The sequence below is a fragment of the Calothrix sp. NIES-2100 genome (assembly GCF_963875285.1).
GTDB lineage: Bacteria > Cyanobacteriota > Cyanobacteriia > Cyanobacteriales > Nostocaceae > Aulosira.
In genome coordinates, this window is sequence record NZ_CAWNLA010000001.1 from 2,024,113 (window position 1) to 2,047,107 (window position 22,995).

At 40.4% G+C, this 22,995-nt stretch carries 20 protein-coding genes and 1 pseudogene; 15 read left to right on the plus strand and 6 right to left on the minus strand.

Annotated features, from left to right (window positions below):
• Positions 1-88: 88 nt before the first annotated feature.
• Together AACU32_RS08640 and purT are read left to right on the plus strand one after the other, a co-directional pair.
• Complete coding sequence (locus tag AACU32_RS08640; RefSeq protein ID WP_096599202.1) at positions 89-586, plus strand: pentapeptide repeat-containing protein; 498 nt, start codon at positions 89-91, stop codon at positions 584-586.
• Between the two features lie 21 nt (positions 587-607).
• Positions 608-1,780: a formate-dependent phosphoribosylglycinamide formyltransferase gene (gene purT / locus AACU32_RS08645; protein WP_096599203.1), complete on the plus strand. Its 1,173-nt coding sequence runs from the start codon at positions 608-610 to the stop codon at positions 1,778-1,780.
• Positions 1,781-1,861: 81 nt separating this feature from the next.
• Here purT and AACU32_RS08650 read toward each other — a convergent pair whose 3' ends face one another.
• Positions 1,862-2,233 (minus strand): zinc ribbon domain-containing protein, encoded by a 372-nt coding sequence (locus AACU32_RS08650; protein WP_096599204.1) that lies wholly within the window; start codon positions 2,231-2,233, stop codon positions 1,862-1,864.
• A 221-nt stretch (positions 2,234-2,454) separates the two neighbouring features.
• Here AACU32_RS08650 and AACU32_RS08655 point away from each other — a divergent pair, with 221 nt between their 5' ends.
• Complete coding sequence (locus tag AACU32_RS08655; RefSeq protein WP_096599205.1) at positions 2,455-2,778, plus strand: hypothetical protein; 324 nt, start codon at positions 2,455-2,457, stop codon at positions 2,776-2,778.
• Between the two features lie 224 nt (positions 2,779-3,002).
• On the opposite strand, the gene AACU32_RS08660 is transcribed toward AACU32_RS08655, so the two are convergent.
• The 3 genes from AACU32_RS08660 to AACU32_RS08670 all read right to left on the minus strand — a co-directional run bounded on the left by AACU32_RS08660 (position 3,003) and on the right by AACU32_RS08670 (position 7,119).
• Positions 3,003-3,482, minus strand: coding sequence for a hypothetical protein (locus AACU32_RS08660; protein ID WP_096599206.1), 480 nt, complete (start codon positions 3,480-3,482; stop codon positions 3,003-3,005).
• Positions 3,483-3,572: 90 nt separating this feature from the next.
• The gene (locus AACU32_RS08665; protein ID WP_096599207.1) at positions 3,573-3,968 is read right to left on the minus strand and encodes a hypothetical protein; all 396 of its coding nucleotides are present in this window, start codon (positions 3,966-3,968) and stop codon (positions 3,573-3,575) included.
• A gap of 145 nt (positions 3,969-4,113) precedes the next feature.
• On the minus strand, positions 4,114-7,119 hold the full coding sequence (locus AACU32_RS08670; RefSeq protein ID WP_096599208.1) for a valine--tRNA ligase: 3,006 nt from the start codon (positions 7,117-7,119) through the stop codon (positions 4,114-4,116).
• A gap of 68 nt (positions 7,120-7,187) precedes the next feature.
• Here AACU32_RS08670 and AACU32_RS08675 point away from each other — a divergent pair, with 68 nt between their 5' ends.
• From AACU32_RS08675 to srmL, 8 genes and pseudogenes are all read left to right on the plus strand, one after another.
• Positions 7,188-7,664 (plus strand): GxxExxY protein, encoded by a 477-nt coding sequence (locus tag AACU32_RS08675; RefSeq protein ID WP_096607919.1) that lies wholly within the window; start codon positions 7,188-7,190, stop codon positions 7,662-7,664.
• Positions 7,665-7,708: 44 nt separating this feature from the next.
• Positions 7,709-8,974, plus strand: coding sequence for an MFS transporter (locus AACU32_RS08680; RefSeq protein ID WP_096599209.1), 1,266 nt, complete (start codon positions 7,709-7,711; stop codon positions 8,972-8,974).
• 111 nt (positions 8,975-9,085) lie between these two features.
• A complete protein-coding gene (locus AACU32_RS08685) occupies positions 9,086-10,054 on the plus strand; it encodes an N-acetylglucosamine kinase (RefSeq protein WP_096599210.1) in 969 nt (322 codons plus the stop codon).
• An 89-nt stretch (positions 10,055-10,143) separates the two neighbouring features.
• Positions 10,144-11,748 carry an McrB family protein gene (locus AACU32_RS08690; protein ID WP_096599211.1) on the plus strand — a complete coding sequence of 535 codons (1,605 nt, stop codon included), beginning with the start codon at positions 10,144-10,146 and terminating at the stop codon, positions 11,746-11,748.
• On the plus strand, positions 11,730-12,935 hold the full coding sequence (locus AACU32_RS08695) for an McrC family protein (protein ID WP_096599212.1): 1,206 nt from the start codon (positions 11,730-11,732) through the stop codon (positions 12,933-12,935). The genes AACU32_RS08690 and AACU32_RS08695 overlap by 19 nt, the downstream gene beginning before the upstream one ends.
• Before the next feature lie 86 nt (positions 12,936-13,021).
• Positions 13,022-13,198, plus strand: a pseudogene (locus AACU32_RS08700) (ATPase); the annotation flags it as partial.
• Between the two features lie 230 nt (positions 13,199-13,428).
• On the plus strand, positions 13,429-15,096 hold the full coding sequence (locus AACU32_RS08705) for an ATP-binding protein (RefSeq protein ID WP_096599213.1): 1,668 nt from the start codon (positions 13,429-13,431) through the stop codon (positions 15,094-15,096).
• Positions 15,097-15,391: 295 nt separating this feature from the next.
• Positions 15,392-16,417 (plus strand): PheS-related mystery ligase SrmL, encoded by a 1,026-nt coding sequence (gene srmL, locus AACU32_RS08710; protein WP_339377668.1) that lies wholly within the window; start codon positions 15,392-15,394, stop codon positions 16,415-16,417.
• A gap of 567 nt (positions 16,418-16,984) precedes the next feature.
• Here srmL and AACU32_RS08715 read toward each other — a convergent pair.
• The gene (locus AACU32_RS08715; RefSeq protein ID WP_096599215.1) at positions 16,985-18,238 is read right to left on the minus strand and encodes an FGGY family carbohydrate kinase; all 1,254 of its coding nucleotides are present in this window, start codon (positions 18,236-18,238) and stop codon (positions 16,985-16,987) included.
• Positions 18,239-18,601: 363 nt separating this feature from the next.
• Here AACU32_RS08715 and psaM point away from each other — a divergent pair, with 363 nt between their 5' ends.
• The gene (gene psaM / locus AACU32_RS08720; RefSeq protein ID WP_096599216.1) at positions 18,602-18,709 is read left to right on the plus strand and encodes a photosystem I reaction center subunit XII; all 108 of its coding nucleotides are present in this window, start codon (positions 18,602-18,604) and stop codon (positions 18,707-18,709) included.
• Positions 18,710-19,204: 495 nt separating this feature from the next.
• Positions 19,205-19,618 carry a slr1601 family putative cell division protein gene (locus AACU32_RS08725; protein ID WP_096599217.1) on the plus strand — a complete coding sequence of 138 codons (414 nt, stop codon included), beginning with the start codon at positions 19,205-19,207 and terminating at the stop codon, positions 19,616-19,618.
• 172 nt (positions 19,619-19,790) lie between these two features.
• Here AACU32_RS08725 and AACU32_RS08730 read toward each other — a convergent pair whose 3' ends face one another.
• The gene (locus tag AACU32_RS08730; RefSeq protein ID WP_096599218.1) at positions 19,791-20,492 is read right to left on the minus strand and encodes a tetratricopeptide repeat protein; all 702 of its coding nucleotides are present in this window, start codon (positions 20,490-20,492) and stop codon (positions 19,791-19,793) included.
• A gap of 522 nt (positions 20,493-21,014) precedes the next feature.
• Between AACU32_RS08730 and AACU32_RS08735 the strand changes: the two genes are divergently transcribed.
• Together AACU32_RS08735 and AACU32_RS08740 are read left to right on the plus strand one after the other, a co-directional pair.
• Positions 21,015-21,479 carry a hypothetical protein gene (locus AACU32_RS08735; protein WP_096599219.1) on the plus strand — a complete coding sequence of 155 codons (465 nt, stop codon included), beginning with the start codon at positions 21,015-21,017 and terminating at the stop codon, positions 21,477-21,479.
• 93 nt (positions 21,480-21,572) lie between these two features.
• Positions 21,573-22,793 (plus strand): NAD(P)/FAD-dependent oxidoreductase, encoded by a 1,221-nt coding sequence (locus AACU32_RS08740; protein ID WP_096599220.1) that lies wholly within the window; start codon positions 21,573-21,575, stop codon positions 22,791-22,793.
• Positions 22,794-22,995 lie beyond the last annotated feature (202 nt).

Sequence of the window (22,995 nt, forward strand, 5' to 3'; positions counted from 1 at the left end):
GGACTACATACCATCATTTTAGTTTTTAATATAAAGTTATTAACTTTACTCTATATTTGACTGCGGACTCATCAAAATTAATAAAATTATGCTCAATCTGCCAACTCCAGAGTTACGCGATCGCGCTATTCATTTCTTAGAACAAACTCCACGACAACGGCTGCAAATTCTCCAGCAATTAGGTATAGCTCGGTATAATTTTTTAACTCAACTCCGTCTTAGTGAAGCGAATATACACTGTATAATCCGGTTTTTCAACAATCCCAGTCAGCTAAAGTTTCCTAATTTGAGCGGTGCAGATTTATCTGGTTTAAATTTAGACGCAGTAAATTTGATTCGCGGTAATTTATCAGGTGCAAACTTACAAGGTAGCAGTTTAGTTAATGCAGACCTGTTATTTGCTAATTTTACCAGAGCCGATTTGCAAAATGCAGATTTAAGCGGTGCAACTTTAAATGAGACGATTTGGTTAGGTGCTTCCGTAGATAATTGTCAGTTGGGTAATTGTATAGGTTTATCTCATCAACAACGTAAAGATTTACAACTGCGTGGTGCTATGTTTAGCACTTCAGCAGATGATAATTAAACGCCAAATCATATGAGATTGATGAATAATTCGATTAAATTACCTAAAAAATTAATGCTCTTGGGTGCGGGAGAATTAGGCAAGGAGTTTGTCATTGCTGCTCAACGCCTGGGTAATTATGTAATTGCCGTTGATCGTTATGCCAATGCGCCGGCGATGCAAGTTGCTGATTGCTCGGAAGTGATTTCTATGCTCAGTGCTGATGATTTAGAAAGGATAGTGAGCAGACATCAGCCAGATTTAATTATACCAGAAATTGAAGCGATCAGAACCGAAAAACTGTTGGAATTTGAGCAACGGGGAATAACAGTCATCCCTACTGCGGCGGCTACTAACTACACAATGAATCGTGACAGAATTCGGGACTTAGCCAATCAGGAATTAGCGATCAGAACAGCTAGATATGGTTATGCAAATTCTCTAGAGGAGTTGATAGTAGCTGCTGATTTAATTGGGTTTCCTAATGTACTGAAACCAGTGATGTCATCCTCTGGAAAAGGTCAGTCTGTAATCCGGAATAAGGATGAAGTTGAGCAGGCTTGGAATTATGCGATCGCTAATTCTCGTGGTGATACCCAAAAGGTAATTGTTGAAGAATTTATTGACTTTGAAATTGAGATTACCTTACTCACAATTAAACAGTGGAACGCACCAACAATTTTCTGTCCTCCTATCGGTCATCGTCAAGAAAGAGGCGATTATCAAGAATCTTGGCAACCAGCAGGTATTTCTGAAGCCAAAATCTTAAAATCTCAAGAAATTGCCAAAAAAGTCACCGATGCTTTGGGAGGTGCGGGAATTTTTGGTGTTGAGTTTTTCATTACCAACAATGAAGTAATTTTTTCCGAACTTTCTCCCAGACCACATGATACAGGGATGGTGACCTTAATCTCCCAAAATCTCAATGAATTTGAACTACATTTAAGAGCAGTTTTAGGCTTACCTATTCCTAATATAGAACAATTCGCTCCATCAGCTAGTGCGGTAATTTTAGCTTCAGAAAAATCAGATTCAATTGCTTTTACTGGTGTAGCAGATGCTTTATCAGAAAAAGATATAGATATCCGGTTATTTGGTAAACCAAGTTCCCATCCTTATCGGCGCATGGGGGTAGCTTTGGCTAAAGGTGCGAATGTCCAAGAAGCACGAGAAAAAGCCACGAGAGCAGCCAGTAAAATTAAATTAGTTTCCTGAATTTCTCTCTTGAATAAGGGGGGGATATAAGGAGGACAAGGAGGACAAATGACTAATGACCAATGACAACTGACAACTGACTTAAGATGTTGAAAGTGCAATAAGTAAACAGATGAATAATAAAAATAGTAGCAACAGCAACGCCTGATTGCGTTTAATCCAATTTGTCACAGTTACACCAAAGCTTTGATTATCAAGCTGCGGTTGTGACTGTAATTTACTCTCTGCAATATTTTGGTAAAGGGTGCAATCTTTGGCGTAGGGACGTTGAGGAAAATTGCAAGTGTCGTCAGCGTGATAGGTGCAACTATCACATAGATACTCGTCGCCAATAGCACGGTGCAATGGAATACCAGGATGACCGTAAGCTTTAAGAGTTATGCGACAATAAGGACAATTAATAGCCTGATTATCTATAGCTTGATGACAGCGGGGACAAGATACAGTAGGCACAACTTCAGCATCAATAAGTAAACATTTTGATTGTAGCTAATTAGTCATTAGTCATTAGTCATTAGTCATTTGTTCTTTGCACTTTGTTATTCTCCCCGTCAGAGCGTCCCTGTGTCTGTTTGTCTCCCTCATCCCTAGCCCCTAGTCCCTAATTCCATTTCTCCGGATAAGTCAAGATAAAACTGAAGAAGACTTTATAATGAGTCTCCTTGTTAAAATTTATGGAAATGCCCCAACGCGTATCAATTCGCTACAAAGATGCGTCCTATAATACTAACGAGATCCGCTTGAAAACTTTTAGGTTAGCTTTTCAATTGTGGGAAGAAGAAACCAAACCGAGAAAAACCGAGTTGTATGAGTTTATCTCGTCTTGCTTGAAACAAATTGAACGCCAAGATCGTTTTATGATTTCTCTATTATTCCTGGAATTATCAGACCTGATCCGTGATTCTGCTTTAGAAAGAGGAATGAAAGAGGTTTTAATTAAAACATCTTTTAGAGAGTTTGCTTGCGCATTAACAGACTTTGAAGATAAGTCTAAATAGAATGAAAGTTTTTCTATTTGGTAAACTACATAAGCAAGGTTTGAAAGCTAGTACAAAAAGGCAAAAGTCAAAATAAAGAATGCTGAAAGTGGAAAAATTGGTCTTAATTATGAGTCTTGTTGTATAAAAAGGTTTCGCAATCTCATCGCTACCTTGAGCGTTGATTATAGTTATAAACCGCATATCTGATGTGCGTATATTGACTATACATGCAAAAACTAAGATTAGCGATCGCTCTCTTTTTGGGGACAGTTAACAAAATCGCATTGCTCCTGATCGTTTTTATGGGAGCCATTCTTTTCTTTTTTCAGACTTTCTTCTAAAGCTTGAATTTGTTCGCGACGGGCTTCCAATTCTAAAGAACGACGGGCTAAATCTTGATTTTGCAATGTTAAAGCTTGTCTCCAATGTTCTGCTCTTTCGGCTTCCTGTTGTAAAAAATCTGGGGTTATACCAATAGACAGGTAGGCTTGTACTAAATGTAATACCCAATTGGTGGCTTCTTCTAATCTTTCTATGTCCCCTGTTGGGGAAAGTTCGACTAACACCAGTAATTTTTCGCTCATGGTGTTACCTCTTCCTAAAAGAATTACCGCCTCTTCTGGGATCAGCGCCCAAAGATTGTCGGCTTCTTGACGTGCCAACAAGCGCAACTGATACTGTTCTAAAAATTCGTTTTTATTTACCTGGGCTAGATATCGCATGAGTGTAACTTTGCTCCCATTCAAAACTCAAAATTTAGTTTTGATGTTTGATTTTTAATTTTTCGGTTAGTTTAACTTGTCATGGGTAAATTAATCAGAATTTAAGGCTTGAATTTGTTCGCGACGGGCTTCCAACTCTAAAGAACGACGGGCTAAATCTTGATTTTGCAATGTCAAGGCTTGTCTCCAATGTTCTGCTCTTTCGGCTTCCTGTTGTAAAAAATCTGGGGTTATACCAATAGACAGGTAGGCTTGTACTAAATGTAATACCCAATTGGTGGCTTCTTCTAATCTTTCTATATCCCCTGTCGAGGAAAGTTCGACTAACACCAGTAATTTTTCGCTCATGGTGTTACCTCTTCCTAAAAGAATTACCGTCTCTTCTGGAATCAGCGCCCAAAGATTGTCGGCTTCTTGACGTGCCAACAAGCGCAACTGATACTGTTCTAAAAATTCGTTTTTATTAACTTGGGCTAGATATAGCATGAGTGTAACTTTGCTCCCATTCAAAACTCAAAATTTAGTTTTGATGTTTGATTTTTAATTTTTCGGTTAGTTTAACTGGTAATGGGTAAATTAATCCTAATTACCCATTATCCATTGCAGCTATACTAAACCACGCAGGCGATGTCTACAGCAACGCCTGGAGGCGATCGCGTAAAATTTCTGCTTGTTTTTGCGCCTCTGCTAAAGCATCTCGCGCAGTTTGGACTACATCTTTTGGCGCTTTATCGACAAAGTTAGCGTTGCTTAACCTTGCAGTTAGAGATTGGGCTTCCGCTTCGGCTTTGCTGAGGCTTTTCTCTAACTTGGCGCGTACTGCTTCAATATCCACCACACCCTTGAGGGGAATGACGACTTGGACTGTACCCACAACACCAGCAATGGAATTTTCTGCTGACTCAGGCTGTGATTGTGTTTGTTGTAGAGGTTTGTCTGTTGTTGGCGAGAACAACTTTGACCACAACTGTTGTCTAGATTGCGCTGTGAGTAAGTAGCGGCTAGTAACCCAAGTTGTGTAACCCAGACCTACGATTTCAAAGAAAGTTCCAACTAGGGGAACTTCATCAATTGCATTGGTAACACTGTAAGCCAACCGAGTCAAGACAATCGCCACGATAATTAAGCCTATGGTTTTCAAACCCTTGAGAGGTTTTTTGGGAGTAACTGTTGCTTGATTAGACTTATCAGCAATGGTTAAAGTCTCCACCTTAGCCGAATCTTTAATATAGGCTTGTCCGACAGTGAGAATTTCCCGTTCTCTTGGGTTTTCACTTTGCAAATTCACCGTCACTTTTGCTCCGGGCTTAATCTCCGCTTCGGCGCGTAAATTGCGAATTGTGCGGATAGTGTCAATCAAAAGCCCAAATTGTGCTTCAATTTCTGGATTGATTAAGTTACTATCCACTTGGGGATAGGTTTGTAAGGATAAAGTTTGCGGGGAATCTGCTGGTTGTTGGGTGAGAGTTTGCCAAATCTCCTCAGTGATATGGGGCATAAAAGGATGAAGCAGTTTTAAAATTCCTTCCAGAACGTGAGCTAGGGTTTGTTGTGCTACTCGCCGCGATGCTGGGTCAGCATCTTTTTGCAGACGAGATTTCACCAGTTCAATATACCAGTCGCAGAAGTCACCCCAAATAAATTCATACAATCCTTTTGCAGCTTCACCTAAACCATAATTATCGATGTAATTAATCGTCTGTTTAATAACTTGATGGTAGCGCGAAATTATCCAGCGATCGCTTAATTCTGTGGCGAGTGGTTGACCTAATTGTTGCGGCGTTTGACCATCCAGATTCATCATCACAAACCGGGCGGCGTTCCACAACTTATTGGCAAAGTTGCGGGAAGCTTCCACCGATGGCGACTCATCCTTTTTACGGTCATATTCCAGCCGGATATCTTGACCAGCGCCTACCACTTCCTTAACTAAGGTATAACGTAGGGCATCAGTGCCATATTTATCAATTAATAATAGCGGGTCAATGCCATTACCTTTAGTCTTCGACATTTTCTGACCTTTTTCATCCAGCACTAATCCGTGGATGTAAACATCATGAAATGGCATTTTTCCCGTAAAGTGACCCGCCATCATCGTCATTCTGGCTACCCAGAAAAAGATAATGTCAAAGCCCGTTACTAAGGTAGTCGTGGGGTAGTAAGTTGCTAAATCCTGAGTTTCTTGCGGCCAGCCCAAAGTCGAAAACGGCCACAGTCCCGAAGAAAACCAGGTATCTAAAACATCTGGGTCTTGTTCAAGCTGGACATTTTCGCCAAATTGTGCTTTAGCTTTTTCCCAAGCTTCCTCAGCGTTTTTAGCGACGACAAAGGGGGTAGTATCTGTTATTTGTCCGCCCGTTTCACTGACAGCGTACCAAGCGGGGATTTGATGACCCCACCACAACTGACGGGAGATACACCAATCTTTTAGCTTCACTAACCAATCACGATAAACCTTAGTCCAGCGTTGAGGGACAAACTCCGGGGAATTTTGCTGATCGAGGAATTCCAGCGCCCGGTCTGCTAAGGGGCGAATTTTCACAAACCACTGAGTAGAAAGCAAAGGTTCAATCGGAACTTTACCGCGATCGCTATAAGGAACAGTATGCTTATAATCTTCTATCTTCACCAAAAAGCCATCTGCCTCAAGGCGTGCAACCACATTCTTTCTGGCTACAAAGCGGTCTTGTCCTTGAAACTCAAGAGCATTAGCGTTGAGAGTACCATTTTTATTCAGGATGTTAATAAACGGTAGATTGTGACGCTTACCCATTTCAAAATCATTGGGGTCATGGGCTGGAGTCACCTTCACGCAACCAGTACCAAAAGTTGGATCGACAAATTCATCGCCAATAATCGGGATTTCCCGTTGTGTAATTGGCAAAGTTACGGTTTTCCCAATTAAATGTTTGTATCTCTCATCACTGGGATTAACTGCTACTCCTGTATCACCCAGCATCGTTTCTGGGCGAGTTGTCGCTACTTCCACATAACCAGAATTATCACTGAGGGGATAGCGGAAGTGCCAAAGATTACCATTAACCTCTTGATTTTCCACCTCCACATCCGACACCGCCGACTGGGAAGCGGGACACCAGTTAACTAAATACTCTCCGCGATAAATTAAGCCTTCAGCATACAGGCGAGTAAACGCTTCAATTACAGCTTGCGATAAACCCTCATCCAGGGTAAACCTTTCCCGCGACCAGTCCACCGAAACACCTAAGCGGCGTAGCTGATTCACAATAAACCCGCCCGATTCCGCCTTCCATTGTTTAGCGCGGTCTAAAAATTGTTCACGCCCCAACTCATAGCGAGTTTTACCCTCTTTCTTGAGTTGCTTTTCTAGCATAGTGTGTACAGCAATGCTGGCGTGGTCAGTTCCCGGTAGCCATAAAGTATTACGACCCCGCATCCGGTGGTAGCGCACCAGTACATCAATCAAGGAACTTTCAAAGGCGTGACCCATGTGCAAACTACCGGTGACATTGGGTGGGGGAATGACAACACAGTAAGGTTCGCCGCCGTGATTGGGGTCGGCTTTGTAAACTTGGTTTTCTTCCCAGAATTTTTGCCATTTGGCTTCTGTGGAGAACGGTTCGTAGAGACTAGGGAGATTAGGTATAGTTGCGGTCATGCGGGGAAAACTAAGTTTGGAAGGACTCTAATAAATTTTGCCACAGGGATGAAGGGGGATTTATGGAAATGAACCGCCCTTCGGGTTCAGCAGTTCGCAATCGACGCAAAGCGCCAAGACTGCGACTGCTTCACCAAGACGCAGAGAACGCCAAGAGAAGAGAGCCAAGTCAGGAAGTGGACAGGCTCGCTTATGCTGTGATTGGGGCGGCGATTGAGGTACATCGGATATTGGGGCCAGGGTTTTTAGAGGAGGTGTATAAGCAGGCGTTGATTATAGAATTTTTAACCCGTGGTATACCTTATGAATGTGAGAAGTCGGTAACAGTCACTTACAAAGGACAGGAAGTAGGTATAGGTAGATTAGATTTTTTGATTGGGGACTGTCTAGTTTTAGAATTAAAAGCTGTCCAGAATCTAGCCCCAATCCATGAAGCAAAAGTACTCTCATATCTGAAAATTACTAACTCTCCCCTCGCCCTCCTGATAAACTTTAACGTCCATCTCCTCAAAGACGGCATCAAACGTATTATTCTATCTTCTTAATCTTCTCTTGGCGCTCTTGGCGTACTTGGCGGTTCCTTAATTCTATGAAACCTCAAACCTCCCCTTGGACTTACATCCCCACTCTCTACTTCGCTGAAGGTGTCCCCAACGTCATCATCAGCAGCGTTTCCGTCATCTTCTACAAAAAACTCGGCATCGACAACGACCAAATCACAGCTTGGACGAGTTTTCTCTACCTCCCCTGGGTAATCAAAATGTTTTGGGGGCCAGTGGTAGATATTTACGCCACAAAAAGAACATGGATATTAGTCACCCAATTTGCCATGTTTTGTTGCTTAAGTTTAGTAGCTTTATCTTTACAACTCCCAAATTTCTTTTTCGTCTCCTTAGCAGCCTTAACAGTCGGAGCATTTATTTCTGCAACCTATGATATAGCTACAGATGGCTATTATATGTTGGCATTAAGTCCCGAACAACAAGCTTTCTTTGTTGGTATTCGTTCGCTGTTTTATCGCATCGCCGTATTATTTGGTAGCGGATTGTTAGTGGTTTTAGCTGGGCGATTAGAAACCACACTCAATAATATTCCTTTAAGTTGGACTATATCGTTAGGATTTTCCGCCGTCATCTTTGCTATCTTGTTTATTTTTCATCGCTTCATTTTACCTTTACCAGACTCAGATACTCCCCGCCAAACACAAGCCGAAGCGGAAAAGATACCTTTTGTAGATATTATTCAAACCTATTTTCGCCAGGAGAAAATAGTTGCTATTTTAGCATTTATCTTACTTTATCGATTAGGTGAAGCAATGCTGTTGAAGATAGCTTCGTTATTTCTCCTAGACAAACTAGAAAAAGGCGGTTTAGCTGTCTCAACCGAACAATTTGGCTTGATTTACGGAACCTTTGGCGTACTTTCTCTAATTATTGGCGGGATTTTAGGAGGAATGTTAATTTCTCGCTATGGCTTAAAAAAATGTCTTTTTCCTATGGCTTTAGCCTTGAATTTACCTGACTTATTTTATGTATATCTGGCTTATGCTAAACCATCACTAACATTAGTTTATCCCCTAGTTTCCTTAGAACAATTTGGCTATGGACTCGGTTTTACAGCCTTTAGCGTCTATTTAATGTATATTTGTCAAGGTGAATATAAAACCTCTCATTACGCCATATCTACTGGACTCATGGCTTTAGGTCTGATGTTGCCAGGGGCAATTAGCGGTACAATTCAACAAGCAGTGGGATACCCATTATTTTTTGTTTTGGTTTGTTTGCTGACTATTCCAGGGATGATTACTATATTTTTCATTCCATTAAAAGAACCAGTTAAGCCTCCCACTAGTTAAAAATTAACAGGGAAAAGGGACACTGAGCGTTCGCGTAGCGTCTCGCAGAGAAGTCGAAGTGTACCCTCTGCCTTTAGAAAGTAAATAAAATAGCGAGTTTTGAATTTATCCATGAATTATGTTTTAGGAATTGATGGCGGCGGTAGCAAGACTGTATGTGTCTTAATGGATGAAACACGCCAAGTTATTAGTCGTGGGGAAGCAGGCGCATCTAACTATCAAAGTATAGGTATTGACGCAGCGCGACAATCAATTGAATTTGCCATAATGGCGGCGACAGATAAAGCTATACATATCACGAAGCCAATAAAAATTACCGCGATTTGTTTAGGTTTAGCAGGTGTGGGACGTGCAGAAGATATTGAAGTAGTAAAAGGGGTAGTCAAAGAATTACAAAATAGTGAATTTTTGGCAATCAATTGGGCATTACCAGCAGCTAATATTGTCATTTGTCATGATGCTTTAATTGCTTTAGTTGGTGGGATTGCTAATAATGTGGGAATTGTCACAGCCGCAGGTACAGGTTCGATAGTTTTCGGGCGAAATCATCAAGGAGTTACCAAGCGCGTTGGTGGCTGGGGATATATTTTAGGAGATGAAGGTAGCGCCTATAAAATTGCTATTGCGGGTGTACAGGCAGCATTGAAAGCTTATGATGGCAGTGGGAAACAAACGAGTTTGATAGATATTTTCAAAGTTTATCTAGAATTGTCTAGTTTAGAAACTTTAGTGGAATTAATATATCAGCGGGGGTGGGGAGTTACCGAAATAGCTGCTTTAGCAGAAATTGTAGATTTAGCAGCAGCTTTAGGTGATGAAGTAGCGAATAAAATTATTGACGATGCTGTAGAATATTTGGTTACAGCCACCGCCACAGTGATTGAGCAAATTTTTAGCGATCGCCCAATTTTAGAAGTAGTGACTACAGGAAGTGTGTGGCAAGGTAAATCCAAGATGCATGAGAGGTTTTCCGCATCTCTGGCTAAAAAGTTTCCTCAAGTAAAAGTGATGTTTCCTAAGCATGAACCTGCTTATGGTGCGGGTTTATTGGCGTTGCAGAAGTTAAGTAGGGGAGAGTAGTAATTGTTGCGCTGATGAAGGGAACCATAGATAGAAAGCAAGTCTCAACTTGTTTAAATATGAGCTAAGTTTTTTATATCATCTTCGATATGATAAAAAAAAATACTATTACTTGGGCTGATGTAGCTTATGCAGTCCGAATTACTACTGAAGGATGTGACCAAGAATGGGAACTTTTAGAACTAATTTGGGAAGCATGGGAAATAATAATTGAAGCTGGACTTGCAACATATTCAAATCAACAAGAATTTTGGCAAGTATTTCTGCGCTTTTGTGCTATTGTCAGTTTATTTTTAGAATTAGTTGGTGGTGATTGCTGGGAATATTATGTTGAAGTTTACTTATTTGATTGGTTAGAAAATATTAAAAATAGCGCTTATTTTGACGAATATATAATTGAATATATAGATAAAATCCTACCAATTTTAAATTCAGAAATTGACTCAGATAATTTACTGCATTTTGTTGAGATGGATTTAGGGCAAGGAATTTTGGATCTCTTAGATAGAAGTTATGATTCAATAATGTTGCAAGCCATACAAGAATTTAGACAACAACAGCTTGAAAAATATGAAGATGAATATACATTACAAAAAATAGAAGCTGAACAAATTATTGAAAAAACAATTATTAATAATTTACTTAATTTAGCTGAGGTACATGATTACGAAAACAAAGATTATCAATTCCCTATATATAAAACTGCACTTTTAGGAACACACGTATATGATAAAATTTTAGATATAAGATGTCTATACAATGAAAATAATAATGATGAATTTGAACAATTAGAACAATTATATAAAATTCAACACGCAGCTCGGTCATTAGTTAAATATTTTTCAATGTATGACTTAAAACCCAGATATACCCTGAATCAATTTTCTGACAACATAGGTATTGAAGATATAGAGATAAAACGCTGGATACGTGCGGTAAATCGAAAAAGACAAGTAATTTTATACGGTTCACCCGGAACAGGTAAAACATTTATAGCTGAACATCTTGCTAAACATTTAATTGGTGGTGGTGATGGTTTTTTAGAAATTGTGCAATTTCATCCATCATACACTTATGAAGACTTTATTCAAGGTATCCGTCCCCAAAGTGAAGATGGAAAATTAACATACCCACTTGTTCCTGGACGCTTTTTAGAATTTTGCAAAAAAGCAGAATTTTGTCAAGACACTTGTGTCCTCATCATAGATGAGATAAATCGTGCAAATTTAGCTCAAGTTTTTGGCGAATTGATGTATTTGCTAGAGTATCGTGATAAAGAAATTCCTTTAGCTGGCGGTAATACCTTTCGCATCCCAAAAAATGTCCGTATTATTGGCACAATGAATACAGCAGATAGGTCTATTGCCCTCATAGATCATGCGCTTCGTCGTCGCTTTGCATTTATTGAACTTCGCCCAAATTATGATGTATTGCGACGTTATCACCAAAAAACAGGTGTTGCAGTAGAGGGATTAATTAATATTCTACAGCAATTAAATCAAGTTATTGCCGATAAAAACTATGAAATTGGTATTTCCTTCTTTTTAACAGATAATCTACGCGAAGATATTGAAGACATCTGGCGTATGGAAATTGAACCTTATTTAGAAGAATACTTTTTTAACCAGATAGAGAAGGTAGAAAATTTTCGCTGGGATACAATTAAGCAAAATTTATGGACAGAAACCCAGTAAAACACAGAATTATTGAAATAACAGAATATCAAGAGAAGCTATTTACATATCAAGATATACCAGACTCGGTAGGACAGGAATTATATGATAAATATAAAACGCAAATAGAGATAGAATTTCCTAGCTACAAAACAAGACATCAGTGGCGGCTTAAATCTAAAGGATGGGTTGGTTATATTCCTGTAAATCCTGACTTTGGTTTAAAAATCAATCCCAAAGTTCCTATCAAAAACCTCTTCGATATGCTGGAATATGCCTATAATTTGAAGGATTTTCGCTTTCTTGATGGGCTGATGGATTGCGAATCTTTGCAAGAATTTTATAATTATCTGGCTCATTTATTAGCCCAGAAAATTATTGCGCGATGCCGTAAAGGATTATATCGTACTTACTTGCCTAAAACACAGCAGCTTGCCTATGTAAGAGGACGACTGGATATGCAACAGCTAATTCAAAAGCCTTGGGATGTTAAACTCAAATGTCACTACCAAGAACATACTGCTGATGTTGCAGAAAACCAAATTCTGGCTTGGACACTTTATATTATTGGTCACAGTGGTTTGTGTTCAGATAGAGTATCACCAACAGTAAGAAAAGCTTATCACGCTCTCCAAGGATTAGTAACACCACAACCTTATCGTGCAGAAGATTGTATCGACAGACAATATAATCGCCTGAATGAAGACTATCAAATATTACATATTCTCTGCCGATTCTTTTTAGATAACAGTAGCCCAAGTCATGACATGGGAAATCATAAAACTTTACCTTTTCTCATTGACATGGCACATTTATATGAGCTTTTTGTTGCAGAATGGTTGAAGAAAAATGCGCCACAAGGCTATTGTTTTAAACAACAGCATCAAATAGAAGTTGGTCAAAATCGGCAATTTATTTTAGATATCTTACTTTGTGATGCTGCTACTGGCAAACCATTAGCAGTTTTAGATACAAAATATAAATCTCCTGAAAAAGCGGCAAATAGCGATATTCATCAAATGATTAGCTACGCTAACACAACCAATTGTAAACAAGCTTTCTTGGTATATCCAGTTGATTTGAAACAGTCACTAAATATTAAAAGTAACGATATTCAAGTCCGTAGTCTTACCTTTTCACTAGATGATAACCTCGATCGCGCTGGTCAAACATTCTTAAACAAACTCTTCTCTGCGCCTTTACGGTGAGTTTTTCTAACTCTTCACCAAAAAACCGCATTTCCCTTCAAACTCACCCAGTTGAGTGATGCAATAATTCACTTTGCGATCGCCCAATTTTAGAAGTAGTGACTACAGGAAGTGTGTGGCAAGGTAAATCCAAGATGCATGACAAGTTTACCGCATCTCTGGCTAAGAAGTTTCCTCAAGTAAAAGTGATGTTTCCTAAGCATGAACCCGCTTATGGTGCGGGTTTATTGGCGTTGCAGAAGTTAGCAGGAAAGAATTTTTAAGGAACCGCAAAGGCGCAGAGAACACAGAGAGGAGTGAAGAGTGCGATCGCGTACCTGTTCATATTATGGATAGTTGGGGAAGAATTAATTGTAAGTATTTAAACACAATTTATTACACACGTTTACAGAAAATTAAGACATTAAACTTTGATTCTGGGTAGAAACTTCTGTGTAAATAATTCTGTGGGATTACTTATGACTACTCTTGACTAGCCAGATGTGGAATTCCCATGCAAACATCAGTAATATTTCTGCAAAAAAAGTTTCCCACTTTTGTTCAATGGTTATCAATAGCCAAGTGGCAGTATGTTTACTACGCTCTAGCAGCCTTTGATCTACTAACCGTCTCAAGCAGTCTGTACCTCAACCACAAGATAATGAACATTTATACTCAGTCTCTTGTGGTAAATCATGAGTGGGCTGCGCGACTGGAAACCTATTCTGATCTAGGTCAACTTCTAGCAGATGTCAATGCCCCGGGAAATGATGTTTTCGATTCACAGGATGTCAGGTTGGAGTCAAAGAGATTAGAATCTGCCCAGGATATATTTGAGAAGAAATTTAACGTCGTTAGACAAGAGCTACAAACTCAGGTCGATCCAGCACAAGCAACACATTTACTCAAAGATTTGGCTGGGGTGGAAGCAGCAACAACAGAAATGGTTGCTGAAGCCAAACTAATTTTTTCATATTTTCGCCAGAATCAGCCGGAAATGGCTGGCAGACGCATGGCAACGATGGATCGTAAATATCATCAAGTCAATAAAGCGCTGGCGAGATTTCGCCGGAATGTGAGCCAGATTCAGCAGCATCTCTTGGAGCAACAACAAATAGCCGCCAATGTATTTCGACAGTATGAGTTGGCGATCGCAGGCGCAATGGTGCTCATGGTTAGTGGTGTGACGTTTTATGGGCATCAGCTAGCCCAAAAGATGAAATCCGATGCTCAAGAGAAGGAACAGTCAATTACAGAACTACAGCAAGCAGAAGCTCGCTTAAAGGAGCAAACCCAGCATTTACAACTTACCTTAGAAAACCTCCAGAAAGCTCAGTTGCAATTGGTGCAAAGTGAGAAAATGTCGAGTTTGGGAGAGCTTGTAGCTGGCGTTGCTCACGAAATTAATAACCCAGTTAATTTTATCCACGGCAACCTGACTCATTTTCAAGACTATGCACATAGTCTTTTAGCCTTTATCAGACTTTACCAGAAGTTTTACCCCAAGGCTCCACCAGAAATTCAAGCTGAAGCGGATGAAATTGACCTGGAGTTTTTGCAGCAAGATTTGATTAAGGTTGTTGATTCCATGAAGATAGGAACTGATCGCATTCGTGAGATTGTGTTGTCGCTACGTAATTTCTCGCGTATGGATGAAGCCGATTTTAAAACTGTGGATATTCATGAAGGCATCAATAGTACATTGCTGATTTTGCAACATCGCCTGAAAGCCCAATCACATTATCCAGCAATTGAAGTAATTAAGGACTATGGTACCTTGCCCCAAGTCGAGTGTTCTGCTGGGCAACTCAATCAAGTTTTTATGAATATTTTATCCAATGCCATCGATGCAATGGAAGAAAATAATACTCAGCGAACAGTTGCAGAAATTAAAGCCAAACCCAGTCAGATTACGATTCGCACATCAGCTATCGATACCCAATGGGTTGAAATTGCGATCGCCGACAACGGAATTGGTATTTCCGAACAGATTCAGCAACGCATCTTCGATCCGTTCTTTACAACCAAGCCTGTGGGAAAAGGTACAGGTATGGGTATGTCTATCAGTTATCAAATCATCACCGAAAAACATGCTGGTAAGCTCAAATGTTTTTCTACCCTGGGGGAAGGAACAGAATTTTTGATTCAGATTCCCATTCAGCAACAAGTTAAACCTGTTTGAGCAACAAGTTAAACCTGTGTTAGATTTTATATTTTCTATTCAAATCCTGGCAATCAGAAAGTTCCAGAAATCTCCAGCAATACTAACTAATCTAATTTTGCATATAGCAATCCTATATTATTTGTGAAAATTCGCGCTGTCCAGATCCCCGACTTCTCAAAGAAGTCGGGGATCTAATTTTCTATATAAGAGTTATCATCATCACTCAAGTGGGTGATGGAGTAATTCACGGTATTATGTTACAAGTATAATACAAGTAATTTCAAAAGAGGCAAAAAATGAACCATCTGGACTTTTGAAGCCGGACTTGACGAACCCAGCGAATGGTATTCACGCCATTAATCTAATCGTCTACAAAATAGCCGAAGTTCTGCAAGCATCCGGTTATCCTGAACCAACAATTTGGCGTTCTTCTCCCATCACGACGATCGCCAATAACTACGATAAGCTGTATATTCCCAGCGAAAGTTTATCCCGTTCCGCCAAATACACCCGTTACCTCAGTGACGGTAGGCTACTCAGAACTCATACCACTGTGATTATGCCAGAGTTACTTCCTCACTTACACGGGGAACAACTCATTCTCCACCCCGGTATTTGTTATCGCCGGGATGTGGTGGATAAGCGTCACGTCGGGGAACCCCATCAAATGGATGTATGGTTAATTAGCCAACATCAACAATTAGCCAGAGTTGCTTTAATTCAATTAATTACTGTTATTCTCAACTCAATTCTTCCCGGTGTTTCCTATCGCCTAAATGAAACATCACATCCATATACCTGCAATGGTTTAGAAATTGAAGTGTTAGTTAATGGTAACTGGATTGAGGTAGGAGAATGTGGAGAAATTCACCCTAATTTACTTAAAAGAGGCTATACAGGTTTAGCTTCTGGTTGGGGATTAGATCGTCTGGTGATGTTAGTAAAAGGGATAGATGATATTCGCTTATTGCGAAACACCCATCCCCAAATAGCTGCCCAGATGACGAACCTGGAAACCTATAATCAGGTATCTAATAAACCAAGTATCAGCCGAGATATGTCTATTGTCACTGGGATAGATACTGATTTAGAAGATATTTGTGAACAAATACTAAAAGTTTTAGGCAATGAAGCTGAACTATTAGAATCTGTGGAAATATTAAGCGAAACTCTTTACCCGCAACTTCCACAAAAAGCGATTCAACGTTTAGGTATTAATCCCCATCAAAAAAATCTGCTGGTACGGATGACTCTTAGGAGTCTTCATGCGTCTATTTCTCATCAAAAAGCCAATATTCTGCGGGATTGGGTTTATCAACAAATTCATCAAGGCGAGTAATTAGACACGGGGACAAACAGACACGGTGAGGCGGTAACAAAGCTAATTTCTCCATTTCTTTCAAGGAGAGTGATAAAATCTGTTTTTTCCCCTGCGCTCTTTGCGTCCTCTGCGGTTCAATAATAATTGATTTAACCTTATTAGGCACAGAGAAGAGAATAGGACTTACGCAAAAATTACCAAAAACCTTAATTTATTGAACCGCCTTCTCTGCGAGAGGCTTCCGCCAACGCGCAGCGTCTCGCAGAGAAGATGCCAAGAACGCCAAGAGTTCGTAGAGTGTGCGTAAGTCCTAGAGAAAAGAAAACAGATATAGCAATCCGTTTAGGAGTTACAAACACCTATCTTCCTTGTCTCCCTTGTCTTCCTTATCTTCCTTGTCCCTTTTGTTCATACTAAGTAAGTCGGTGGAAAAAAACCAAACTATGTTACGAAACGTAAATTGGCTTGAAACCCTTACCAATGACAAATGACAAAGCGCAAAGTCTGAGCGGAGGTTTCCTCCGATCAGAACTTTGTAAGAATGACAAATGACAGTCCTCGCCAGTTATGTTTAATTGCACCGCCCTACTTATCAAACACCCCCCGCATCGCCAGAAGCGCTGTTCCATAGGCTGCTTCCGTATTTTCTGAGGAAACTACGGGGACTTTTAAATACCTTCCACGTATAGCAGTCCAAGTATTATTAGCTGCACCACCACCAGCCGTATAAACGCGATGTAAGTTATCTGTGCCCATTTGCTGTAATAATTCATACCCCCGCGCTTCTATGCGGGCAATACTTTCTAATAACCCATGTAAAAATTCCCTAGGATTATCTGGGCGTGGTTCTAAGCGTGGGGGTAAATTGGGATCGTTAATCGGAAAGCGATCGCCTGCTTTCAACAAGGGATAATAATCTAACTCGCTGGCTGTGGTAGCATCAATCTCACTACTCAAGCTTTTTAACTCAGCGTCAGTAAAAAATTGCCGCAACACTGCACCCCCAGTATTAGAAGCACCGCCAGTTAGCCACAAATCACCTAAGCGATGGCTGTAAATTCCATATCGCGCATCTTCAACGCGAGTACGACTCAATAGTTTTAATACCAGTGTCGAACCCAAGGAAGTCACCGCTTCCCCTGGTGATTTTGCGCCACTGGCCAGAAAAGCCGCAATACTATCTGTAGTCCCCGCACAAACTAAACAATCCTGGCGCAAACCAAATTTAGCTGCAATTTCTGGGCGTAATTCCCCAATCGGTGTTCCAGGCGGTAAAACTTCAGGTAGCTGAATTGGGATTGGCAAATTTTCCAGCCATTGGGGGTATTTCAACTCTTCCACGTCGTAACCCAGTTTTAAGGCGTTGTGGTAGTCGCTAATACCTAAGCGTCCATGCAGCAGAAATGCTAGCCAATCTGCTTGATGCAGGAAATATCTAGCTTCTGTAAATGTCGGTAACTGTGACATCCACAGAAGTTTGGCAAGGCTGGAAGTAGCACTGACTACTGTATGATTCTCCGGGGCGATACTTTTCAACTGCTCTAGCATCACCGATCCCCGTGAATCGTTATAAAGCAAAGGTGCGTCTTGTGGGTTTCCAGCTGCGTCTATCAGCAAGACAGTGGAAGAAGTCCCATTAATAGCGATCGCCTTAATTCCTCGCCGCAGTGGTTCTGGAATGGCGGCTAACAGCGTCCATAAAGCCTTGTGCCATACATCTATCCAATCAGCGGAAATTTCCCAAGGATACCTCATTTCTGCCTGGATGCTAGCTTCAGCGTCAATCACCGTCGCCCTAGCGCCAGATGTCCCAAAGTCGATCCCCAGAAATAAATCCATAGATTTAGTTACACAACTGGCACAATAAATCCAGGTTAGGGTTCTCAAGAGTCCAGAGTCAAGAGTCAAGAGTCCAGAGTCCAGAGTCTAGAATTTATTGACCAATGACCAATGACCAATGACCATTGACCATTGACCATTGACAGCCTCAACGACAAATCGCCAGACACCCAGCGTTAGTCCATAGATTGATATATTTTCTTTAAAAAGAATAACGAATGACTACGGAGCGATCGCGGCTTTTGTTGCATCTTGTAACAAGATATTCCACAAACCTGGCAAAACAGGGAAAAGTAGTAAACGAACTATTTAAAACGTATTGAGTTTAGGAGGTTTCCAACCATGCCTATATCTAACACTCTCATGTTTGCTGTCACATCTCTCTCAGATACTCAAGTGTACATCGCTTTGGTTGTGGCCTTGATTCCAGGTGTTTTGGCTTGGCGTTTAGCCACAGAACTTTACAAATAAGCTACTGTGTGACACAGTTGTTGGGCTAAGAAGCCTGGCATGAGTGAGTAACTTTGATCGACACTTGTAGCTTTAGGCAAGTAAGTGTTCGACTCTGGCTACTTACGTATGCCAGGTTTCTTTTTTGGCTGTGAATACACTTGTAGCAATTTCCGAAAAATGAAGTAATATGGCAGCTAAATCAAGGCTTAAGAAGGCAGAAGTACTTTCTTCAGAAGGAATACCTGCACGCAAATGCCAGGAATTTGATAAAGTTGACGCTCTATTATTTTCCTACCTACTTAAAACCAGGGACGCGATTACCATATGACAGAGCATAAAGAAATTAATTCTGTATAATATTTGACAATATTTCCTTCTGTGATCTGCCCTTCGGCTTCGCCACTTGCTTGATAAAGGGGAACCCGTCCACTGCAGTGGCTCACTATCTACCATTCTTCACTAATCGGCTTTTTGCGCTGTTCTGCTTGAATTTACGAGGTCTTTTTTACCATCATGAACGCTATTCAACCATCTAGAGAGCCGCTACAACCGATACAAAAACGCCGGGTTGTTCCTCGGCCAAAGCGCCATCTGCGTCAGCGATCGCATCAAGTAATGGCTGTGGAAGTAACAGCCAAGATAGCAGTTAATCTGGCAATTTCAGCAGCAGCAGTTTCCGCCCTGATGCAACTTTTGCCTTATCACTGGTTACAGCAAGACAAATTGCGAGAAATGCGTACTGAAACCAAGCAGATGGAAGGGCGTGTGAATGTTTTGCAAGGACAATTCAGCCGCAACTTCGATCCCTCGCAAGCCAAAAGTATTATGCAACAACAAAGCTACCGATTTGACCCGTCCCAGCGTCAGATCGTGTTGATGAATCAGGATCAAGCAGAAGCAACTAACCAATCCGAGTCATCACCTTAAGCAAAAGCTACTAGGGGCTAAAAACTAGAGTATAGTACCGTTTGAAGCTAGAAGAGATATTGCCTGTTATAGTTATTGTCGCCAAGCTGCACTACTTAATATTTATTAGCTATTAGTTATACAGGGTCGCTATCCTCTACTCACAAATTAGATTTGCAAGTCCTTTGAGGGACTAATCTACAGAATCAGGATGTTCAGGAGATAGCAGTTCAGTTAACCAATTTTCCAGTTGTCTACGCAAGCGCCAACCAGGAACATCTTTTCTATCGGGTATTTGAGTCAACGCACGACGATAATCAGCGATCGCACAATTCCAGTCACCCCAAAGATGATAAGTCCTGCCTCTCTCAGCCCAGATATGACCTTCTAGCTGCCCGAAAAGCAGTGCGACATCAAAATTCTCAATTGCCTCTTCGTATTGCCCTAATTCGCGCCAGGTGATGCCTCTGTTAATGCGTGCCCGGACATGGCTAGGATTCAAATCAATCGCCCGATCATAATCAGCGATCGCTGCGGCTAATTTGCCACAAGCAGCATAGTAGTTGGCGCGGTTATTATAAGCACTAGCCAAACTCGGATTTATTTGCAGTGCTGTGTTATAGTCACAAAACGCTTTTTGGCTTTCACCGCTTTGAAAATAAATCAGCCCACGGTTGTTGTAATCAATCGCGTTTTGCGGATGACGGCGGATCAGTTGGCTTAAAAGTGCGATCGCCTCACCATAATCTCCTCTCTGAGCCAATCTCAAGGCACAAGAGCGTAAATCACCATCTTCTATGTCTAAATCATCTTTGAAATTTTTAGTTTGATTTGATACTGAATCGCATAAGTTATTTTGCTTATCTCCAAAAGCTACATAGGAGTTATTACTCATATTGTCCTGCCGTATATACTTGGTTTTTGAATTCAAAATATAGTTATTATTGTGCTGCCATTTTGTCTGATATGTCAGTTCTTCAGGTGTCTATAATTACTAAATAATTACAACCACAACCATAGAAAAACTTTATCTCATACAAACAATTCATGATCCAATCTCATCATAGATACCTCATCCCCAGGTTAAATTCCCGAAAAACCAAAGATCAATCTCAAAGACTAGTCAGGTAGTGAGAGCGACAACTTGGTAGAATGCCAACAAGCCGTTGATGAGAGATAACGCAAAGCACCCAGGAACACGGCAATGCTCAGAATGGGCAACCCTGTTTTCCTGTAGGCGCAATTATTCAAGAAGCAAATGACTGAAGCCGTCAAGAAAAACAACAATTCCGGCGCGAATCTCCTAGCTTGAACTATGAGGTTGATCCCCGTTGCCGTGTCTCTTTATAGATTCGCATCTAACGGTTCCAGGTTCTAGTTCCTTAATCTGACTTTTAAGTTTTGAGAAAATTTTCTTATGACAATTGCAATTTCTTACCCCGAGTCCCCGGATTTAACTGCTGATGATTACATTGTGATCGGCTTGGCAACCTGCTTTGTCAAGGAAGATGGAGAAGTACATCAAGTAGAAGTGATTGAACCCATTCCCTCTGCGGCTTTAGAAGCAATAATGAAAGGGATTCCCACTTCATATAAGTTTGCTTGGGCGACAACTTTAGGCTCTATCCTGGATGGGGATCAACTCTCAGCACCAAGCACCTTCCCAGAGTCTGCTCAATTTGCAGATGAGTTTGTAACACGGCTATTTGCAGCCGCTCGTACCTATAAGCGGCGTGAAGTTAGCAAATCTCTCATTCCTTTGGGTACAACCTACACAGAGTTGAATTACTCTACTGAACGCAAGCGTGTGCTAAATGCTGCTAGGGTAGTGACCAAAGAAGATAACGTTAAACAGCACTCCCACACCCATAAAGTTCTTTAAATAATTCGTAATTCGTAATTCGTAATTCGTAATACCCTAGAGTTCCCATAGGCTAGGGTATTATCAATTACTAATTATTTAGTAGAGGTTTGGATGAAGAACTTTGATGTGGTAGTTGTCGGTGCAGGCCCGGCTGGGGGACACTGTGCTAGATTGTTAGCAAAAGCTGGGCGCAAGGTTTTGCTAGTAGAAAGATATGCAAACTTTTCTGTAAACAGCTTCTCTAGCGCTGGAACTCCTATAGAAACATTGGCTAAGTTTGATTTACCTGATGAAGTTATCGGTAGTTATTGGCAAGGAATTAAAATTGTCACCACCAATTTAAATGAAACTTGGGATTCGCCAAAATCTCTGGGTGCGGTTTTAGATTTTAGTAAATTAAGAGAATTCTTAGCCAATGAAGTCAAAGCCAATGGTGGAGAGGTTTGGCTGGGGTATTTTTACCTGAGAAAAGTAGAGGAAACAGAGCAAACTATTCTAGTTTTTAAATCGAAAAAAGAAGGAGAGATAAAAGTTGCAGCAAAAGTTGTAGTTGATGCAACTGGCCCATCTAGAGCAGTCATATATAACAAAGGAGAAGCTCAACCATTATTCCACAGTGGGACAGGAATTGAGTACCTCTTAGAAGTAGAACCAGAAGATTATGAAAAACACTGCGATCGCTTAACTTTTTTCCTAGGTCATAAATGGATGCCCAAAGGATATTCTTGGATATTTCCTATGGAAAAATATAAATTAAAAGTTGGTGCAGGATTATTAAATTCACAGCATCAATCAATTCAAAAGGCAGAACCGATAAAATATTATATTGACCTGATTATCAAAGATTATATTCAACCCAAAAATTACAAAATTATCGATATTCATGGAGCAACACTTAAGTATAGCCAGGGATTGCAGGATAAGTATTACAGCAACAATATTATAGCTATTGGAGATGCCGTCTCGACAGTGAATTTCTTAGGCGGAGAAGGCATTAGACATGGTATGTGTAGTGCTGAAGTAGCCGTTAAATATATTGAACAATATTTAAATGGTGAAGCTTCAGACTTTAAAAAATATCAAAAAGAAATGTACAAAATATTTTATAAAAAATGGATAATTTCCGAGAAACTAGGACTAAAGAAATATTTGCTTGATAGTGACAAGATAGTGGACAGGTCAATCACTTATCTAAAATTTTTGAATATTAATGAAATCATGGATTTACTTTTTAACTACAAATTTGAAAAATTTTCTAAGATATTTGTAGTTAGGTTAGCTATTAAAAGTTGGGAATTTTTACGCAAAAGCTTTGGTTTGAAGAGTTTTTAATTTTTCATAACTACACTACATATATATATCGGATTACTATTTGATTTTTGAACAAATACTGTTCTCTAGCTTACCCGAAATAACGCCCGCAGGCTGAAAGCCTGGGGCTTTGTACGATTAGCCGCACCCGGAGGTGACGGCGGGATTTCGGGATAAGCGAGGGGTCTTACTCCTAATTCGCCAGCAGTATCCTTCAAGAAGT

Excerpts from the sequence above, each read along its gene's own strand:
- purT (WP_096599203.1), top strand. The coding sequence starts at position 608 with ATGAATAATTCGATTAAATTACCTAAAAAATTAATGCTCTTGGGTGCG.
- AACU32_RS08680 (WP_096599209.1), top strand. The coding sequence starts at position 7,709 with ATGAAACCTCAAACCTCCCCTTGGACTTACATCCCCACTCTCTACTTC.
- AACU32_RS08735 (WP_096599219.1), top strand. The coding sequence starts at position 21,015 with ATGACAATTGCAATTTCTTACCCCGAGTCCCCGGATTTAACTGCTGAT.
- AACU32_RS08740 (WP_096599220.1), top strand. The coding sequence starts at position 21,573 with ATGAAGAACTTTGATGTGGTAGTTGTCGGTGCAGGCCCGGCTGGGGGA.
- AACU32_RS08665 (WP_096599207.1), bottom strand. The coding sequence starts at position 3,968 with ATGCTATATCTAGCCCAAGTTAATAAAAACGAATTTTTAGAACAGTAT.
- AACU32_RS08725 (WP_096599217.1), top strand. The coding sequence starts at position 19,205 with ATGAACGCTATTCAACCATCTAGAGAGCCGCTACAACCGATACAAAAA.
- AACU32_RS08640 (WP_096599202.1), top strand. The coding sequence starts at position 89 with ATGCTCAATCTGCCAACTCCAGAGTTACGCGATCGCGCTATTCATTTC.
- AACU32_RS08685 (WP_096599210.1), top strand. The coding sequence starts at position 9,086 with ATGAATTATGTTTTAGGAATTGATGGCGGCGGTAGCAAGACTGTATGT.
- AACU32_RS08730 (WP_096599218.1), bottom strand. The coding sequence starts at position 20,492 with ATGAGTAATAACTCCTATGTAGCTTTTGGAGATAAGCAAAATAACTTA.
- AACU32_RS08655 (WP_096599205.1), top strand. The coding sequence starts at position 2,455 with ATGGAAATGCCCCAACGCGTATCAATTCGCTACAAAGATGCGTCCTAT.
- AACU32_RS08690 (WP_096599211.1), top strand. The coding sequence starts at position 10,144 with ATGATAAAAAAAAATACTATTACTTGGGCTGATGTAGCTTATGCAGTC.
- psaM (WP_096599216.1), top strand. The coding sequence starts at position 18,602 with ATGTTTGCTGTCACATCTCTCTCAGATACTCAAGTGTACATCGCTTTG.
- AACU32_RS08675 (WP_096607919.1), top strand. The coding sequence starts at position 7,188 with ATGAACCGCCCTTCGGGTTCAGCAGTTCGCAATCGACGCAAAGCGCCA.
- AACU32_RS08695 (WP_096599212.1), top strand. The coding sequence starts at position 11,730 with ATGGACAGAAACCCAGTAAAACACAGAATTATTGAAATAACAGAATAT.
- AACU32_RS08705 (WP_096599213.1), top strand. The coding sequence starts at position 13,429 with ATGCAAACATCAGTAATATTTCTGCAAAAAAAGTTTCCCACTTTTGTT.
- AACU32_RS08670 (WP_096599208.1), bottom strand. The coding sequence starts at position 7,119 with ATGACCGCAACTATACCTAATCTCCCTAGTCTCTACGAACCGTTCTCC.
- AACU32_RS08715 (WP_096599215.1), bottom strand. The coding sequence starts at position 18,238 with ATGGATTTATTTCTGGGGATCGACTTTGGGACATCTGGCGCTAGGGCG.
- AACU32_RS08660 (WP_096599206.1), bottom strand. The coding sequence starts at position 3,482 with ATGCGATATCTAGCCCAGGTAAATAAAAACGAATTTTTAGAACAGTAT.